We start from the raw sequence: 18,462 nt of genomic DNA, 5'->3' as shown, positions 1-18,462 counted from the left end.
TTGTTGAGTTGTTGAGTTGTTGAGTTGTTGAGTTGTTGAGTTGTTGAGTTGTTGAGTTGTTGAGTAAAAATAGTGAATTTTGGTTTGCTTGGTCTTAAAATTTAAAACTACCTTTTGGTGGCCTCTTATGTTAAGGATAGAAGCGATATCCTTTTTTGTTTTTTCAAAAAATATTTAGCAGATAGCCTGACGCTTTGAAGCACTCTGCAAAAAAGGGAAACGGTAAAATACTATATAAACTAACTCTCAATTTCCTAAATAAAAAAACTCCGAAATTGCTTTCGAAGTTGATTATAGTATTGACTAAATAGTTATTCTACAATAATCTTTTTAGTTATTGTATTTCCACCATCGTTTATATTAAGTAAATACATTCCAGCATTAACGGTTGCTAAGTTAATTGTCTCATTAAATTCTCCAGAACTATTGTTATACGTGGTATCAAAAACTGATCGGCCTCTAATATCAAACACGTGTACATCGACATTATTTGAACTTGCGTTGAACTTAATATTAAATTCTCCGTTGTTTGGGTTTGGATACACTGATAATGTGTTTTCTAAATTTAACTCATCGACGCCTAAAGTCACCGAAGTTGTACATAATTCTAAAGACCACTCATTCACAACTCCAGTATCTCCATTGTAAAAATCTACGAATACTAAATTCCATGTGCCTGATGGGTTATTACCTGTAAAACCTCCCATAGAACTTGCAGGAGCATACGTTCCCGTTGTTGGAGATGCACACAAAATGGCTGGCTCTCCATCTTTAAAGGTAATATCTATATCTTGAAATTGAGCTGTATTACAAGATCTTGCCCAGATATTGGCAAAACCACCACCATTAGGTGCTTGCAGTTGCATAATTAAATCTCCTATATAAGAATGTGTAACATCTGCGGACACTCTAATGTCTGTAATTGCTGTAGTTTCGGTCACGGTTACAGGAATAAAAACTGGTGTCCCCTGAACATTAGCTCCACCTCCATCTGGAATGTTCGTTGATATTGCTCCGGTTGTATACGTATTACACACAGTTGTAACGGTTGCATTTAAAGAAAAATCAGTGGTATTAATATTAAAGAAAATATTTCCAACAGCCTCTACCATAACTCTACAAAATCCCGAGGACAGACCAGATGGCACTGTAATATCTTGACTTCCGTCGTTTGCTACATTTGCTGCTAAAGTTGTTTCATAGGTAAGACCTCCATCTATTGACAATAAAATATTTACATTAGCTGTATTAACACTATTAGCTGTCGTTCCTGCGACATCCCAGGTAATTGTTTTCGTCTCGCCAGAACTCCATGAGGTACCAGATGAATTTTGTGATGTTACGATAAATGGTCCTGCTGATGCGTTCACCGTTGCCAACATAGCACTAACCGCAGTCTGACCTCCATCTGCATCGTTATCTCTTACGGTCAATCTGAAATTTAAATCTCTATTAACCGAAGCTAATTTTTCCCAAGCTGTAGAACCACCAGAATTAACTAAGTCTGACAATTGAGGGATATACCTTGTTGGGTTATTAGTCCCTTTAAAAGATCTTACAATTGGACCTAGAACCGTAGTTTCTGTTGGAGCACCTGTAGGTCCCAAATCATATTGCTCCCATGTATACGTCAAGCTTTCGAGCCCATCATCATCTGTTGCTGACCCTGTAAGCTTATAAGGTGTTGAGCTTGGGATTATAAAGTCACCTCCAGCATTTGAGGTTGGTGCCATGTTAGGTATAGCTAAAAGGTTAGCACATTGACTGTTACCATTTGTAATATTATCAAAAATCTCATCTAAACTTTTTTGGTGAAAATAATCATCACTACTATTTTGGACATTCTGAGGGGCACAAATCCCTGCATAAGCCATAATAGTAGAGCCGCTTCCTGGCTCATAAGCATTAGAAGCTGTTCTTTGCGTCAAACAACTTGTACCTGGTGCATTACCATTAAAGGTATGCGGACCACCATATTGATGTCCCATTTCATGGCAAACATAATCCACATCGAAAGCATCTCCAATAGGGTTGGGCAACCCAGTTACACCACGAGCCTTTGAGCTCGTACATGGAGAATTCAAGGCCGCTACACCACCACCTCCAGTACTAAAGACATGACCAATATCATAATTTGGTGAGCCTATATTTGCATTAACGGTTGTTTGGTTTTCATTCAACATTGCAAATCCATCGTCATTAGTATACGGGTCGCTATTAACATCTGGCCCTAAAAAAATGATACTGGTATTATCAACCATCAACATCGTGACAGATAGTTCTCTTTCGTAAACTCCATTAACTCTAGTCATAGTATTTACCATTGCTGCCATCACGCCAGATAGTGTGCCTCCATGAAAAGTAGAGTATTCTACAGTACAGGCAAGTGCTAGTCTAAACTCACGCATTATTCCATCATTAGCATTTCTGTTTGAACTTGGACCTATTTCACGATTTACATTATCGTCTACTTCATCAATATAGTCGCACACCCATTCGTCTGAATTGTTAGATAAATTAGATTTAGAATATGACATATAATAACTACCATTTTCAGTATATGGATCCACAAAATGAGTTCCTTGTTCAGTAAAGGTCATTGTATTAATTCCGTTTGGAGTAATACTAAATCGAATCACATTTATTGGGTTTTCTATGCTTTGTCCAACATAACTGCGCATATTTGGAAATTGTAGTTGTAAAGCCTCTTCCATAATTGACGCTTCTTTAATCCTGTAAGACTCTAAGTTTCCATTTGCATTTGGAAATTGCACAACTACCTGAGATTGTTCAAAAAATATTTTTCTATTTGGAGCCGATTGTAATGATTGTCTTAGACCTTCAATGTCTAATTGATAAAAGTCAGCTTTTGCTGGTTCTACTTTTCTAATAGCGAGTTGGCCTTTTGAGGCTTGGTCTTTTGTTATTTTAGTCCAGAAAGGTTTGCCCTGCTGTGCAAAACCCGATACTGAGCAGATTACTACTGCCATAAAAACTAAAGTAGCTTTAATGTAATTTTGTTTCATGTTGTTTATTTCTAGTTAATCAGTTCATAAATGTACACCTAGATTTTTGGCCTACAAAACATTGAAAGCTAAAATAGTTTATCTTTAAAAGATGAAAGCTTTAGTATTATGTATAATGATGAGTCTCTTATTAGCATGTAATGCTAATAAGAATATCTCTAAAGACTCTGTTCCAAGCGACGTAGTTTCTTTGTGTCCCGATGACGGGATCTGTAAATTTGAAGTGTTAGAGAACAAAAAATTCGGTTTAAAAACGGATGAATTTGGTAATGGGTATTCTGAATTAGTTAGTGGAGACAAAACTGTTCTGAAATTCACGTATGATAGAACGACTATGCCAAATGTTAAGGATGGCAATTATTCTGAAATTATTTATATAGAAATAGAAAATAAAACATCCTCCATAAAATTACAAGACAAAGCAATTGGAGCCGTTAAAGCTGGGTTCTCAAGAATATGCTATTGTAAAGGTCAAACAGGAACTTTTCCAATAAAGGTTGGATCGTTAAATCTTATGAAGCTTGAAGACGATTCCTATCAACTTATATTCGATTTCACTATTACTGAAGTTCCGCAGATTATAAAATCAATTAATGAGGCATTTATACTAAAATAAAAAGCGACTAAATTTAGTCGCTTTTTATTTTACTCTTCTTCAATAGGTTGAATTTTGAAATCCTCCATAAATTTAGTGGTATAATTACCTGATAAATAATCTGGATGATCCATCAACTGTCTGTGAAATGGAATTGTTGTTTTTATACCTTCAATAACGAATTCATCTAAAGCTCGTTTCATTTTATTAATCGCTTCCTCTCGAGTTTGCGCAGTTGTAATTAACTTAGCAATCATTGAATCGTAGTTTGGCGGAATAGAGTAACCTGCATAAACATGAGTATCTAATCTCACACCATGGCCTCCCGGTGCGTGTAATGTTGTAATGCGTCCTGGTGAAGGCCTAAAGTCGTTAAAAGGATCCTCTGCATTAATACGACACTCAATAGAATGTAGTTGTGGTAAATAGTTTTTTCCTGAAATTGGAACACCTGCAGCTACCAATATTTGCTCACGAATCAAATCAAAATCAATAACTTGCTCTGTAATTGGATGCTCTACTTGGATACGAGTATTCATTTCCATGAAGAAGAAATTACGGTGTTTATCTACCAAAAACTCTACTGTTCCTGCACCTTCATATTTAATATATTCGGCAGCTTTAACTGCTGCTTCACCCATTTTTTTACGCAAAGCAGTCGTCATAAACGGAGACGGTACTTCTTCTGTTAATTTTTGGTGACGCCTTTGTATAGAACAATCTCTCTCTGATAAATGACATGCCTTACCCGTTGAGTCTCCAACAATTTGAATTTCGATATGTCTTGGCTCTTCGATGAGTTTCTCCATGTACATATCATCATTTCCAAAGGCTGCTTTAGATTCTGCTCTTGCAGATTCCCAAGCGTTTTCAAGATCTTCTGGTTTCCAAACTGCACGCATACCTTTTCCACCGCCACCTGCAGATGCTTTAAGCATCACTGGATAACCAGTTTCTAAAGCTACTTTTTTGCAATCTTCAAAATCTTCGATAATGCCTTCGCTTCCTGGTACACAAGGGACACCAGCTTCAAGCATTGTCGCTTTAGCATTAGCCTTGTCTCCCATTCTATCAATCATTTCTGGCGATGCACCAATAAATTTGATATCATGCTCTTCACAGATTTTAGAAAATTTAGCGTTTTCTGATAAAAATCCGTATCCAGGATGAATAGCATCAGCATTTGTGATTTCTGCTGCTGCGATAATATTTGATATTTTAAGGTACGATTCGCTACTTGCTGGAGGACCAATACAAACTGCTTCATCTGCAAACTTAACATGTAAGCTCTCTGCATCTGCTGTAGAATATACCGCTACAGTTTTGATACCCATTTCTTTACAGGTTCTAATAACACGTAGTGCAATTTCCCCTCTATTGGCTATTAATATTTTTTTAAACATAACTGTTTTGTATTTAAAATTTCAAATTCCAAATTCCGTGTTTTAAGGAACTGTATTTTGGAATCTTAAATTTGGTTATGATGGATCAACTAAAAATAATGGTTGATCAAATTCTACTGGAGATGAATCATCTACTAAAATCTTAACGATTTTCCCTGATACTTCAGATTCTATTTCATTGAATAATTTCATTGCTTCAATAACACAAAGTACATCTCCTTCACCTATAGATGTTCCTATTTCGACAAACATCGGTTTGTCAGGTGACGGTTTACGATAAAATGTTCCAATAATTGGTGATTTTATAGTTATATATTTTGAGTCTTCTGAAACAGCTGGCGCCTCTACAACTGGCGTAGCAGATTGAACTGGAGCAGAAGGCATACCTTGAGCGACTGCTTGATTAACTGGTATTTGTTGCAGGTAAGTCGTCGATTCTCCCCGGTCATCTCCACCTGTTCTAATGGTGATTTTTATATCATCCATTTCTAATTTAACCTCACTTGCACCTGATTTAGCGACAAATTTGATTAAGTTCTGAATTTCTTTAATATCCATAATTAATAGTCTTATTAGTTAGTTAAAAGTTGGTTATGAATTGTATGCCCATTTTAAATAAATAGAGCCCCAAGTAAATCCACCCCCAAAAGCAGCGAAAATTACTTTATCATTTTTTTTAAGTTGTGATTCGTAATCGTTTAAAAGTAAGGGTAAGGTCGCTGATGTTGTGTTTCCATATTTATGGATATTCATCATCACCTTTGCTAAATCTAAAGATACTCTTTTTGCTGTTGCTTCTATAATTCTCTTATTAGCTTGATGTGCTGCTAGCCATGCAATATCATCGTTGGTTATGTTATTTCGCTTCATGATACGCTCAGTGACATCTGCCATATTAGAAACCGCATTCTTAAATACAGTTTTTCCTTCTTGAAATAGATAATGTTTGCTTTCGTTGAATGTATCTGCTGTAATTGGATATGACGATCCTCCATAAGTTGCCTGAAGAAATTCTCGTCCGTTACCATCACTTCTTAATAGTTCATCTTGAACACCCAACCCTTCGGTATTTGGTTCAAACAAAACTGCCCCTGCACCATCTCCAAAAATAATACACGTCGCTCTGTCCTTATAATTGATAAACGAAGAATTTTTATCGGCTCCTATAAGTAATATTTTCTTGTATTTTCCTGATTCGATGTAACTTGACGCTACAGACATTCCAAACAAAAAACTAGAACATGCAGCTTCCAAATCAAAGGAAAATGCATCTGTTGCTCCTATCTCTGTTGCTGTATAAGCTGCAGTTGAAGCCGCTTTCATATCTGGTGATGCCGTTGCAACGATTACCAGCTCAATCTCTTTAGGGTCGATCCCCTTCTTATTAATAAGGTCTTTAGCAGCTTCAATTGCTAAAAAAGATGTCCCTTTACCTTCTTCTTTAAGAATTCTTCGTTCTTTGATACCTGTTCGCGCAGTAATCCATTCGTCATTTGTATCGACCAATGTTTCCAAGATTTGGTTGGTCAATCGGTACTCAGGTACGTAAGCTCCTACTCCTGTAATTGCAGCTGTGATTTTACTCATACTAGGTTTTTAAAAAACAGTCTTAAATAGATAAAAAATCCAAAAAAAAAAGATATGTTTTTAATGAAATTGCTAAAATATAAACGATTATGATGCAAATTAAGTCGTTTTTAAGACTTTGAGAAATTAAACATAAAAAAAACGCCCAGTGATGAGCGTTTTATTATATGCATGCATAATACTTATGCTAAATTTTCCTCTTTTTCAGAGTTATCAATTAATACTTGACCTCTATAATACAGTTTGCCTTCATGCCAATGCGCTCTGTGGTAAAGATGTGCTTCTCCTGTAGTAGGACAAGTAGATATAGTAGGTACAGAAGCTTTGTAATGTGTTCTTCTTTTATCTCTTCTTGTTCTCGATATTTTTCTCTTTGGATGTGCCATTTTATATGTTATTTATCCGTTAATAGTTTTTTTAATGTATTCCAACGAGGATCAATTTCCTCTGATGTTTCTTCTTTTTCGCCTAAACTTTTAGGACTTAACTCTTCTAATCTTTTAAGTATGTCTGAATTTAAGGTTCCATCCTCGACTCCTGGATGAACTCTCTTTGCTGGCATTGATAATATGATTAACTCATATATATATTGTGCAACATTAAGCTCATATTCTCCATGAGGAATGATTAATATATCCTCAAATTCGTCGTTGTAAACATCTCCAAAGTTCACTACTAATTTAAATTCACCTTCTACCATTTGGTCATAAGGTTCATTAGTGATGTCACAGTTTACATTGACACCACCTACAATTTCAAAATACAACTCTAAAAAAGTTGACTTTTTTTCAAAAACTAACTCTGCTTTTATATTGACATCATTGAAATCGTCATACTCAAAATACTCAAAGAACTTTTTATCAATCTGATAATCAAAATAATGCTTTTCTGCTTTAAGACCAATAAACGGTATCGTAAATTCCTTCAAAGCCTTTATCATCGCATTTATTTTGAGCCTGCAAATATATAAATTTTAATTAATTAAACTATGGTTATAAACAAAAAATGTTGATAACCTATTTGTCTCTTGGGCGTGTTTGTTTTTCTAAGCGTTTAGGTGCCTTTTTTAAAGGGTTTTTAGAATATTCATCATGTTCTTGTCTACTGTTAAAAATTTCAATAGCCTTAAAAACAGCCTCTTTAAATGAGCCATTATCTGCTTCACCTTTTCCAGCAATTTCAAATGCAGTACCATGATCTGGTGATGTTCTTATTTTACTTAAGCCAGCAGTGTAATTTACGCCATGACCAAAGGCAATGGTTTTGAAAGGTATTAGGCCTTGATCGTGATATGATGCTATGATGGCATCAAAGTTTTTATAGTTACCAGAACCAAAAAAGCTATCAGCAGAATAAGGTCCATATACCATTTTATCTTTTATAGCTTCCAAAGTTGGTCTTAATATCTTATCATCTTCTTCACCAATGACACCATTATCTCCTGCATGTGGGTTAATACCTAAAACTGCAATTTTAGGTTTTCTAATTCCGAAATCTTCAACTAAAGATTTATAAACAATATTTATTTTTTCATTTATAAGTTCTGCAGTAATTTGACTAGATACCTCTTTAACAGGCACATGGTCTGTAAGTAGACCGACTTTTAAAGTATCTGTGATCATGAACATCAACGTTTTCCCTCCTAATTTTTCGGCTAGATAATTAGTATGACCTGGAAATTTAAAACTGTCTGACTGAACATTATGCTTGTGAATTGGGGCCGTAACTAGAACATCAATAGCGTTATCCTTTAGAGCGTTCGTTGCTGCTTCTAATGATTTAATTGAATATTCTCCAATCTTCAAATCTTCTTCACCAAAATTGATATTTACATTCTCTTTCCAAACATTGACAATATTAACTTTGCCATCAACAATTTCATCTGTATGATTTATACCATGAAAATTGATGCTGCTCTCAAAGTGTTTTTTAAAAAAAGACATCGTTTTTACTGAACCAAAAATTATTGGTGTACAAAACTCTAACATTCGACTGTCTTCAAAAGTTTTAAGTATTATTTCGGATCCAATCCCGTTAAGATCTCCTATTGAAATTCCTAATTTTATTTTTTTGTCTTTTTCCATTAAGATGTTTTCTAATGTTTGTAATTTTGTAATTGCAAATTTAACCAATTATTCGACACTATGTTTACAGGTATTATTGAAGATTTAGGGATTGTTACAAAGCTTGATAAAAAACAAGGCAATCTAAATTTAACTGTTAAAAGTACTCTTACTAACGAATTAAAAATCGACCAAAGCGTTGCTCATAATGGTATTTGCTTAACCGTTGTCGCTATTTCTGGTGACAACTATACAGTTACAGCTATCAAAGAAACTATTGATAAAACTAATATTGGTGATTTACAGCAAGGAGATATTATAAACCTAGAGCGCGCTATGAAACTTGGTGACCGCTTAGATGGACATATCGTGCAAGGGCATGTGGACCAAGTTGGAACCTGTGAGAGCGTTAAAGAAGAAGATGGGAGTTGGCTATATAGCTTTAGCTATGATGCCTCGTTAGGTAATGTTACTATTGAAAAGGGCTCAGCAACTGTGAATGGTGTGAGTTTAACTGTAGTGAATTCTAAAAAAAATAATTTTAGTGTCGCTATAATCCCTTATACCTATGAACACACCAATTTTAAGCACTTAAAAAAAGGTTCTAAAATAAATTTAGAATTTGATGTTTTAGGTAAATATATACAAAAGCTCTACGAAGCTAGACTATAGTTACACCTGTAATGCAGTGTAAATACGTAACTATTAGTCTTTAGAATTCTGAATTGTTTTTTTTATTCCGAAGAAAGCACCTACAACTAGAGCCAAGGTTGTAAACCCATCAATAGGGAGACCTGGAGGTGGTGGTGGCATTGGCGGAGGCGGATTTCCACCCTGGGCTGCGCATACAAAACTTATTAAAACAAATAAGATTGAGGCTAAAATTTTCTTATTTTGTATTTTCATTAGAGCGTAAATGTATAAAAAAAAAGGTCTTCACAAAACTTAATTACAACACATTATCCTTAAAGAGCATAAATATTCGATGAAATGCACATTTTTAATAAAAAAGTTAAAGTTATGCTAATAAAAAAAAATAACATTTCATAATTTAATCAAAGGCCTCAATGATTTTCTAAATACCCTAGGCGACCTTAATTATGGTTACTTTCTGTAAGTAACTCATTATCAAACAAAAAGTTTCATCACTTACAAAATTGGCTTAACGGTGCATTTGATCTAATATTTCAATAACCTCAGCTTTCTTTCTTACTGATACTGGAACATTCTCTCCGTTTTTAAGCATTAAATACCCACCATCTGTTTTTATAAAAGCGCTTATATATTGTAGATTAACTAAATGACTTTGATGAATTCTCAAAAACCCAATAGGTTTTAGCAAATCTGCAAAATATTTTAAGGTCTTAGTCACAAATATTTTACGCCCTTCTTTTAGATGAAACATCGTGTTATTACTATCTGATTCACAACGAACAATATCCTCTAAGTTGACAATGATAATTTTATCGAGGGTGTGTAACGAAATTTTATCTGGCTTTTTCTCTGGCGCCGTTAAGGTGTCTTTTAAAATGGTTAAACGCTCCTTATTAGGTTGTATCTGCAGCTTTGCGCGTTCTATGGCATCTGATAACTCTGTGTGAGCATACGGCTTCAAAACATAATCTATAGCTGCAAACTTGAATGCTTTAATAGCGAACTCATCACTCGCTGTTACAAAAATAATTTTTGATTTTAACTCCGGAAAAATCTCCAACACGTCAAACCCAGTGCCATCTCCCAACATAATATCTAGAAACAATATATCTGGCTGATCCTTCCCAAGCACTTTAGCCGCCTCTACAACGCTTTGTGCTGTATGTATAATATTTATATCTGGATGATGGGTTTCAATATCACTTTTTAAAAGCTGCATTGCATCCATCATGTCTTCTACTATGATTGCTGTCAACATAATTAATAATCTGTTTCTAATGGAATTTTAAACACAATAGACGTTCCTCCAATACGTCCATCCTTAAGTTTTATTTCAGACATCTCTAAAGCATTTTTCCCAGAAATGGATTCTAATCGCTCTTTGGTTACCATTAATGCCATGGATTGATGATCTGTTTTTTGTTTTTGCTGCTGCGAGCTAAAGATACCAATACCGTTATCTATAATTGTAACTTTTAAAAACTTGTCGTTATTTGTGAATTCTACTTTTAGCTCTCCCGGTCTTGGTCCATTTAAAATGCCGTGTCTTATCGCGTTTTCAACAAATGGCTGTATGAGCATTGGTGGTATTAGGATTTCTTCAGCATTTAAATCTGTTTTCAAATCAATACGATACTCAAACGGTTTTTCTGCCATCAAGCGTTCTACTTCTATATAATGGCGTATGGTTTTAATTTCTTGATCTAGAGAAATCATTTCTTTTCTTGAATTTATTAATGTTTCTCGCAGTAATGTTGCAAAACTATTAACCGTTTCATTCATTTTGTCAAGCTTTGTTGGTGCCATTGCTTTTATCCCATTGAGCACATTAAAAATAAAATGTGGATTCATTTGTAAACGCAGTGCCTTTTGCTCTAAGGTTAGTAAATGATTCTCAAGTTCTAATCTCTTTTTATCTTCAGAGTTTTTTCGTTTTAAACGTTTTATATATTGGTGGACGAAAAAAACGAGTACTAACATTACAGCTCCAATTAGTAGGCCCTGAAACCATAGTTTTTTATATAAGGGACGTTCAACAAAAAACGGAAACTTTAATATCTCACTCTCTTTCCACCTATGGTTTCTAGACTGAACAAAGAAATTATGATCTCCAAAATTAAGCTCTAGTAAATCCTGTGCATTATTTTTAGACCAAGGGCTCCACTCATTATCATTTAATTTATAACGGTATTCAACACCATTTGGGTGATCTAAATCCACCGTTTTAAACGAAAAACTCATTTGTCTTTGGTCTGGATTCAGTTTTAAAACGGTATTAGAATTAGCCTCTGTAGCTGTAATCGCAGCTACACTCTCAAACTCTACTTGAACGTCTTCTAGAAATAGCTTAGGTTTTTCGGTGTCGCGAGCGATTTCTGTTGGTTGGTATTCTGTTAACCCATAAAGCGCACCAAACCACAAATGACCATTTTCATCTTTATCTACTGCATTGAGACAGGTTTCAACACCCAAAAACCCGTCATTTCTTCCAAAGAAAAAAGCATCTTTTATACTATTATCTTTATCTAGTTCTAATTTATCAACGCCTCGTTCTGTTCCAACCCAAAGATAATCTTGGTCATCAAAAATAAGTTGATATATATTTTCTGAAGTGCTTTTTTTTGCACCTTCTAATTTTTTAAATGAACTGAAATCTTCGTCATTAGACCACCAAATACCTTTTCCTGCTGTACCTAAATACAGTGTTTCCTCTTTAAAAACTATTGCGTTAATTGCTGTGTTTTGCTTTAAAACCGCACCCAAATGTGAAACTTTATTATTAAAAATAAAGCCTAAATGTCCGTTTTTGGTCCCATACCACAAACGATTATCTTCATCTTTGACCATGACTTTAATATAAAGATCTGCAATACCCTCTGCTGTGGAAAAAGTTTTAAAAACCTGTAGGCTATCTGTTTTGGGATTGTAATTAAACTCTACAACTCCACTAGAGTAAGTCGCTGCATAAATAGCATCACTTGTTACCTGTATTTTTCTAATCCAATCAAACGGAAACCCATTATCTGTATTTAAAACTTTAGTGATTTCTATTGCTTTCGGAAATGTAACCATTGTGTTTTTTGTGGTATCAATTGCAATAGAGTCTCTAATCGTTTTCCCTTTAAAGAGGACGCCTCTGCCATCAGATCCTGCCCAAATGTTTCCGTTTTCATCACTGGTAATGGTTTTTATTTTCACTTCGGAAAACGCTTCGGGAATATCAATATCATGAACGCCGTAATTGTCAATTCGCATCAAGCCAGCTTCAGAATTTGAAATCCATATCGCCTTGTTGCTATGATGAACTGCATAGACGCGATTTCCATTGAGGCCGGTTTCAGTATTATAATGTTTGAAACTATTTTGAAAATATTTATACAATCCACCTCCAGAAGTTGCGATCCAAATGTTAGACTGTTTGTCTTTAAAAACTTGTCTCACATGAGGAACAGATACACCGTTGGTTGTATTAAGCACTAAGATTTCTGACCAAGACTTTGTCTCTATTACAGATACGCCATCGTGCTGTGTCGCGATCCAAATTTGATCATTGATGAGTGTAGTACTATTAATTCTTAGTGGCTCACGAATGAGTATCTGGTCCTCAAAATCACGAGAATCAAATACAATGGTACCATCATTAAATGTTGATGCTATAATTTTATTCTCAAAACCAATTATAGATTTAAAATCACCACTTTCTAACTTCTCTATGTGGTCAGGAACTAAAACTTGACCATCAAATTTCCAAAGACCATCTTGAGTTGCCAACCAATAATTATTATCAAAATAAATAAGATCATTCACCTTAACAGTATCTATATCTCGATGCAAATTTACTTTTTTTAGTGATAAATTTTCATCAATGACGTAAATGCCTTTAATGGTCAATACTACAATTTGATCCTCAAAAACGTACATCTTATTAATTTCTGGAGTATCAATAGTTAAGAACTTGTTTTTAAGCTTAACTGAGAGCCCGTGTTTTGTTCCAATATATACCGTATCATTTTGAGTTGTGATTGCATTTATATAATTAGACACTAAACCATTAGTCTCATTATAAACCTTAAAGGTTTTTCCATCAAAACGCGCTAATCCTCCGCCTTGTGTCCCCAACCACAAATAGCCTTTATCGTCTTGAGCTATTGCATACACTTGAGATTGCGGTAAACCATCTTCCAAAGTTAAAGCCTGAAGTTGTTTGTTTTGAGAATTTAGGGTAAGTGAAATTCCGAAGAACAAAAAAAAGAGTTTATATAGTATTTTAGGTTTCAATATGGACTTCATTTATAAATGCAACTTACAATTTTGAACGCATTTTTTTATACTTCTAGTATTTCTATTTTTTGTTTATTCCAGGTGAATTTTAAAATTAACGTTAATAAATTTGAATTATATTTTCTTTAGATAAGACAGAAAATATAAGTATAGCCTTAGTTAGGGTTCTATTTTATATTGAAATAAAAAGGGATTTGAAACCCATTTAATAGGTTGTTTCGTAGTTTATTTGGTTTGACATGAAAAAGCGCTGCAATCCTAAAGAGATACAGCGCTCAAAACAATCACTAAACATCAATTAACTACCTCTTTATTTGTTTTCGAATTCGCAGAATACTGCATAATTATCTTGTTGTAATTCTATTTTTTCTAAGGCGACTAAGGTTGTTGTTTGCATCAATTTATTGTTTTTAAATACAATATAAGAGTTGCTGCTTGTCACGTCGCAGCTTTCACTATCTGGATTACATAATGTAATCACATCTGTACCATAGGTGTTATCTTGTTTATTGATAATGCTCACCAAATCGTGTGTTAAGAATTCTGACTTCACATAGATCTTGTCTATTTCTTCTCCATTTTTTACTGCTCTAATTTGAAAACGCTTGTAGCCCTTGTAATCAACTCCTGCTTCGCCGAACACGAATTTAATTTCTGGATTCATCTGGCTTACCATTGTTTTTTGTGAAATGAGTCCGCCCCAAATCCATCCTACTTGTGGTCCCATTTTTATTTTATAAAATCTGCTGGTTACACCATTAATAATTTGTGAATGCTCACTTTTTGCTAACAACCTCACATGGGTCCCTATTGAAATCGTTGTTAATTTTTCACACTGTACAGAAGCACAATCTCTAAGTGCAACATCATCTCCTAACAGGTATTGTGACGCCTTTGCTGCTGAATTGGTATAGACCTCAAATTCTACTTCTTGGTTTTGAGCATAAATATCTGAAGCGATAAATAGCATTGCAAGAATCATTACTGCTTGAAAAAGTTTAGATACTCTTGTTTGTGTGTTGTTTTCGTTTTGGATGTTCTTTAAAGTCTTCATAATATTTCGTTTTATGGGTTACATTATTTGTTTGATACTTTAAAGATATATGAAGACTTCAATAAAATTTGGACGCTTCTAGAATTCGTAGGCAAGGGTTTAGAATTCGTTAAAAATAGGTTTAGAAATTGAAAAACCTTCGAAGATGAAGGTTATAAAACTGTATTTTGATTCTATTTATAAGATTTTTATCGCTGATTTATATGTAATAAGTTAAAAAAAGACAACGCACTACTACCATTAGCTTTTAATGTCTTTTGATAGTTCAACTTTTTCATATGCCAACTTCACCTCAACTTCCCCATATTTACGCTCTAGACGTCTTATGGTAAAATGTGCAGTCGCCATTTTTTGAAAATGATCTACAAACACATAATTTAAACTCCCACCTCCAATAGCACCAACTATAGGCAGTGCTTGTGCTAAAAATTTTTCGCTAATTAACAGGCTTAATCTGGTTGCTATTTTAGATATAAAATTGCTCAGTGCGCCAGAGCCTAGAGTACTTGCGCCTTTTACCAAAGAATCTAATCCTAGTTTTACACCAGTGGCTGAAACATTGCTCAACGCTGAATTTAATGCGATACGCGTCGTATAGTAACTGGTCTCAAGACTGTCATCATCGTTGGACTCTCCTCCCAATGCAAATACCTCGAGACATGACATTTGCCCCTCTAAGGTATAAATATCTTCACCTTCACTACGTGCAATATCCATAATAGTGCGCATTAGAAACTTGGTAGTGATTGTTAATTCTGACGCAAAAATTACAGTCCCAAAACCTGTAGTGGCTCCAAAAAACCCGCTAAGTGCTCCACTACTAGTAACAATGCTTTTATAAATTATTTTAGATGGCTTTTTTAAAGTTTTGTTTTTTTGAATCGTGATTAAATTAGCTTTAATAACTTTTAATAACGCAGTCTGCGTCATACTTTGCAACTTAACCAGCACTTTTTCTGGAACGAAAGTAACCCCCGTTTCTAAGGTGTCACCAATTTTATTGATGTTTCGCATTGCCCAACTTATATTTTTCATGTTGGATTTTGCCTGCTTTAGAGCCTGTAAATCTTTAGGTGTTATGGGGTTTATAATTAATTTCAAGTGATTAGATCTGGGTTCTATTTTAATATTATGATTCTACTTAAAAGCTACATGTTGTGCTAATACTCGTCGCTGAATATAAAAAATTGTTACAGGAATGTTATAAGACAAGCTTCTCAATTCCAAATTAAAAGAAGTCTCTATTGCCTTGATAAAGGCAAATCTAAATTTTATTAGGTCGCAGTTCTAACCAAAGAAAAGAGATTTACACCCTTATTATAGTGACGCTCTTTAAGACGATAAAAAAAACTCTAGATCTCTGAGCATATAATTGAGATATGTTGTATATACTATTGTTACCCACTAGAAGAAAAAAGAGTTCGTAATATGTATTTATGAAAGAACAGGATGCTGTACTCAAAACAACTTAAAAACGAGATCCAAAAGTCTTACAGAACTGAATGCAATTTAAGTAGTGAAAGAGAGAGGGGTATCAATGTTATCGAAGTCAAAAGCTTCACCGTATATAGTAACCTTACTTCTCTCTTTTGTTCTTTCTAATTTAGAATTTATAATTAAATCTATGGCTTTTATTATAAATCAAACTTAAGTTGTATAAAAATAATGCTAAATTGAGCGCTTAATCAAGGGTTAGTGCCTTTTTGTTAATGCTAATTTTACTTAGTAAAACCCACGCACATAAAACGTTATCTACAATTAATAAAATGAGTGATTTAAAAGCGGTAGTAAAAACAACCTAATCTCTAAAAACAAACCTCCTCAGAAGATATATCAGATAACAAAAAGGAGGATATTCGTAAGTCTTCAGAGTTCAACTTATGTCAGATAAAACAATTTTAACCATAGGGGTTTTAGCCCATGTAGATGCAGGGAAGACATCAATTGCCGAGTCTCTACTGCATCACTCAGGGACCACTACATCTCTGGGTAGTGTAGATAAAGGCTCCGCCATTACTGATGGTTTAACTATGGAGAAAAATAGAGGAATTTCCATCAAAGCGTCATCTGTTAATTTCTCTTGGAAACATCGTTTATTCCAGTTGGTAGACACCCCAGGCCATATTGATTTTTCGGCTGAAGTTGATCGATCTCTTTCAATATTAGATGGTGTAATACTAGTGGTTTCTGCAAAGGAAGGCGTTCAAGCCCATACCCTTAACCTATGGGAGAGCTTGATAGAACGAAAACTACCTGTCATCATTTTCTTCAATAAAATAGATAGGGCTGGCGTAGATGTAGAGCGCGTTTTTTTAGATTTTCAAAAAGACTTAGGGGTTCGCCTTTTCGCCTTGAATTATCCCGATGTGTCTCATCCAGACAACCCAAAATTATTATCATTTACAAATTGCGCCCATCATACAAACTCTACAATCCTGGATACGTCAATGGAAAACCTAGCAGAATGTGACGAGACTTTTCTCTCGCAATATCTCGAAGGAGAGATCTCTAATTTAGAACAAGTTTTAGAGAAAGGAAAACAAAATATAAAAACGAGGGCTCTTTATGGTTCGCTCTTCGGTAGCGCTAAATTAGGCTTAGGCATAGAAGAATTATTAAACAGTATTACGGCATTAATCCCCCAACCAACAAGCTACTATTCAACTACCGCAGCAAAAGTTTTTAAAGTAACATTCGATAGAAAAAAAGGAAGATTAGCCTACATCAAATCGTATGGAAGCACGCTAAAAAGCAAAGACTTCATTCGATCTCAACAGCTGGATAAGGATATTAAAATTAATCAGATATTTAAACCTCTCCTTGGAGATTTAGTCCAAAGCTCTGAATTACGTAAGGGAGAAATCGGAATTATTACAACTTCTGATAGTATACTTCCTGGAGATGTTTTAGGTTCTGAGAACCTTAAGGATCAATATTCAAAAATTAGTGAGGCTGTACTTGGCGTGGAAGTAATCCCAAAGGATGTAAAGGATTATCAAAAACTGGGAGAGGCGTTAGAAATCCTTAATATTGAAGATCCAATATTAGATTTTAAATGGTTTAAGGAAGAAAAAGAGTTTCATTTAAAAATTTTAGGCCCTATTCAAACTGAGGTTCTAAAAGAAAATTTAATCCAAAGATGGGCCGTTGAAGCAGAATTCTACAAACCTAAAGTGATTTACAAAGAAACACCCTCTAAATCAGCTCAAGGTTATGTGCGTTACTGGATGCCAAAACCATGTTGGGCCATTATGACATTCTTGATAGAACCAGCACCACTGGGTAGTGGCGTTTCATTTACTTCAAACGTAAGAACGAGTGATATTAGTAACAAGTATCTTAATGAGGTCAGGCGAGCCATTCCTTGGTCTCTAAAACAGGGCATTCTTGGATATGAAGTTACAGATATATCCATTACACTAATAGCCGGTACAGAACATACCGTTCATTCAAATCCTGGAGATTTTCTATTAGCTACACCAATGGGCCTGCTCAAAGCATTAGAAAATGCCGGAACAGATCTTTTAGAACCCATGTATGCTTTTGAAATCAAAGCTAATCAAGATTTGTTAGGGCCTATTTCTAGTGATTTAAACCAAATGAATGCTCAGATAGATGCTCCTCTGTTCGAAACTGATTTTTTCATTATAACTGGAAGGGTTTCGGTAGCTGCTGCCATAGATTATGCTATAAAATTTAATGTTACAACCTCCGGAAAAGGACGTCTAAAACTAACCCTGGATGGCTATAAAAAAACCACTACCTCTGATGATAAAATTAGAAGCTACAAAGGCGTTTC

At 34.6% G+C, this 18,462-nt stretch carries 15 protein-coding genes; 3 read left to right on the top strand and 12 right to left on the bottom strand.

Annotated features, from left to right (window positions below; all coding sequences use genetic code 11):
• Positions 1–311: 311 nt before the first annotated feature.
• Positions 312–3,026: a reprolysin-like metallopeptidase gene (locus tag ACJAZK_RS12700; protein WP_415224326.1), complete on the bottom strand. Its 2,715-nt coding sequence runs from the start codon at positions 3,024–3,026 to the stop codon at positions 312–314.
• A 91-nt stretch (positions 3,027–3,117) separates the two neighbouring features.
• Here ACJAZK_RS12700 and ACJAZK_RS12695 point away from each other — a divergent pair, with 91 nt between their 5' ends.
• The gene (locus ACJAZK_RS12695; RefSeq protein WP_415224325.1) at positions 3,118–3,642 is read left to right on the top strand and encodes a hypothetical protein; all 525 of its coding nucleotides are present in this window, start codon (positions 3,118–3,120) and stop codon (positions 3,640–3,642) included.
• Between the two features lie 29 nt (positions 3,643–3,671).
• Here the strand turns inward: ACJAZK_RS12695 and accC are convergent, their stop codons facing one another.
• The 6 genes from accC to pdxA form a co-directional block, all read right to left on the bottom strand.
• Positions 3,672–5,024 (bottom strand): acetyl-CoA carboxylase biotin carboxylase subunit, encoded by a 1,353-nt coding sequence (gene accC / locus ACJAZK_RS12690; protein ID WP_415224324.1) that lies wholly within the window; start codon positions 5,022–5,024, stop codon positions 3,672–3,674.
• 75 nt (positions 5,025–5,099) lie between these two features.
• Positions 5,100–5,582: an acetyl-CoA carboxylase biotin carboxyl carrier protein gene (accB, locus tag ACJAZK_RS12685; RefSeq protein WP_415224323.1), complete on the bottom strand. Its 483-nt coding sequence runs from the start codon at positions 5,580–5,582 to the stop codon at positions 5,100–5,102.
• Between the two features lie 33 nt (positions 5,583–5,615).
• On the bottom strand, positions 5,616–6,611 hold the full coding sequence (locus ACJAZK_RS12680) for a beta-ketoacyl-ACP synthase III (protein ID WP_415224322.1): 996 nt from the start codon (positions 6,609–6,611) through the stop codon (positions 5,616–5,618).
• 182 nt (positions 6,612–6,793) lie between these two features.
• Positions 6,794–6,997, bottom strand: coding sequence for a 50S ribosomal protein L32 (gene rpmF, locus ACJAZK_RS12675; RefSeq protein WP_415224321.1), 204 nt, complete (start codon positions 6,995–6,997; stop codon positions 6,794–6,796).
• A gap of 8 nt (positions 6,998–7,005) precedes the next feature.
• On the bottom strand, positions 7,006–7,548 hold the full coding sequence (locus ACJAZK_RS12670) for a YceD family protein (protein ID WP_415224327.1): 543 nt from the start codon (positions 7,546–7,548) through the stop codon (positions 7,006–7,008).
• A 79-nt stretch (positions 7,549–7,627) separates the two neighbouring features.
• On the bottom strand, positions 7,628–8,695 hold the full coding sequence (gene pdxA / locus ACJAZK_RS12665) for a 4-hydroxythreonine-4-phosphate dehydrogenase PdxA (RefSeq protein ID WP_415224320.1): 1,068 nt from the start codon (positions 8,693–8,695) through the stop codon (positions 7,628–7,630).
• Between the two features lie 60 nt (positions 8,696–8,755).
• On the opposite strand from pdxA, the gene ACJAZK_RS12660 reads away from it, so the two are divergent.
• Positions 8,756–9,346, top strand: coding sequence for a riboflavin synthase (locus ACJAZK_RS12660; protein ID WP_415224319.1), 591 nt, complete (start codon positions 8,756–8,758; stop codon positions 9,344–9,346).
• A gap of 33 nt (positions 9,347–9,379) precedes the next feature.
• On the opposite strand, the gene ACJAZK_RS12655 is transcribed toward ACJAZK_RS12660, so the two are convergent.
• The 5 genes from ACJAZK_RS12655 to ACJAZK_RS12635 all read right to left on the bottom strand — a co-directional run bounded on the left by ACJAZK_RS12655 (position 9,380) and on the right by ACJAZK_RS12635 (position 15,764).
• A complete protein-coding gene (locus ACJAZK_RS12655; protein WP_028873078.1) occupies positions 9,380–9,580 on the bottom strand; it encodes a hypothetical protein in 201 nt (66 codons plus the stop codon).
• Between the two features lie 256 nt (positions 9,581–9,836).
• On the bottom strand, positions 9,837–10,586 hold the full coding sequence (locus ACJAZK_RS12650) for a LytR/AlgR family response regulator transcription factor (protein WP_415224318.1): 750 nt from the start codon (positions 10,584–10,586) through the stop codon (positions 9,837–9,839).
• 2 nt (positions 10,587–10,588) lie between these two features.
• Positions 10,589–13,573 (bottom strand): ligand-binding sensor domain-containing protein, encoded by a 2,985-nt coding sequence (locus ACJAZK_RS12645; protein WP_415224317.1) that lies wholly within the window; start codon positions 13,571–13,573, stop codon positions 10,589–10,591.
• Between the two features lie 346 nt (positions 13,574–13,919).
• A complete protein-coding gene (locus tag ACJAZK_RS12640) occupies positions 13,920–14,663 on the bottom strand; it encodes a hypothetical protein (protein ID WP_415224316.1) in 744 nt (247 codons plus the stop codon).
• Between the two features lie 240 nt (positions 14,664–14,903).
• The gene (locus ACJAZK_RS12635; RefSeq protein ID WP_415224315.1) at positions 14,904–15,764 is read right to left on the bottom strand and encodes an EcsC family protein; all 861 of its coding nucleotides are present in this window, start codon (positions 15,762–15,764) and stop codon (positions 14,904–14,906) included.
• Positions 15,765–16,543: 779 nt separating this feature from the next.
• On the opposite strand from ACJAZK_RS12635, the gene ACJAZK_RS12630 reads away from it, so the two are divergent.
• Positions 16,544–18,462 (top strand): GTP-binding protein (locus tag ACJAZK_RS12630; RefSeq protein ID WP_415224314.1); only part of this gene is annotated, 1,919 nt, incomplete at its 3' end.

The organism is Psychroserpens sp., assembly GCF_047633235.1.
Lineage (GTDB): Bacteria > Bacteroidota > Bacteroidia > Flavobacteriales > Flavobacteriaceae > Psychroserpens.
The sequence above is the reverse complement of the archived record's forward strand: the minus strand, read 5'-3'. Positions and strand labels throughout refer to the sequence as shown.

What these genes read in the sequence shown, in the direction of transcription:
- ACJAZK_RS12700 (WP_415224326.1), bottom strand. Translation starts at nt 3,026, where the DNA reads ATGAAACAAAATTACATTAAAGCTACTTTAGTTTTTATGGCAGTAGTA.
- ACJAZK_RS12695 (WP_415224325.1), top strand. Translation starts at nt 3,118, where the DNA reads ATGAAAGCTTTAGTATTATGTATAATGATGAGTCTCTTATTAGCATGT.
- accC (WP_415224324.1), bottom strand. Translation starts at nt 5,024, where the DNA reads ATGTTTAAAAAAATATTAATAGCCAATAGAGGGGAAATTGCACTACGT.
- accB (WP_415224323.1), bottom strand. Translation starts at nt 5,582, where the DNA reads ATGGATATTAAAGAAATTCAGAACTTAATCAAATTTGTCGCTAAATCA.
- ACJAZK_RS12680 (WP_415224322.1), bottom strand. Translation starts at nt 6,611, where the DNA reads ATGAGTAAAATCACAGCTGCAATTACAGGAGTAGGAGCTTACGTACCT.
- rpmF (WP_415224321.1), bottom strand. Translation starts at nt 6,997, where the DNA reads ATGGCACATCCAAAGAGAAAAATATCGAGAACAAGAAGAGATAAAAGA.
- pdxA (WP_415224320.1), bottom strand. Translation starts at nt 8,695, where the DNA reads ATGGAAAAAGACAAAAAAATAAAATTAGGAATTTCAATAGGAGATCTT.
- ACJAZK_RS12660 (WP_415224319.1), top strand. Translation starts at nt 8,756, where the DNA reads ATGTTTACAGGTATTATTGAAGATTTAGGGATTGTTACAAAGCTTGAT.
- ACJAZK_RS12655 (WP_028873078.1), bottom strand. Translation starts at nt 9,580, where the DNA reads ATGAAAATACAAAATAAGAAAATTTTAGCCTCAATCTTATTTGTTTTA.
- ACJAZK_RS12650 (WP_415224318.1), bottom strand. Translation starts at nt 10,586, where the DNA reads ATGTTGACAGCAATCATAGTAGAAGACATGATGGATGCAATGCAGCTT.
- ACJAZK_RS12640 (WP_415224316.1), bottom strand. Translation starts at nt 14,663, where the DNA reads ATGAAGACTTTAAAGAACATCCAAAACGAAAACAACACACAAACAAGA.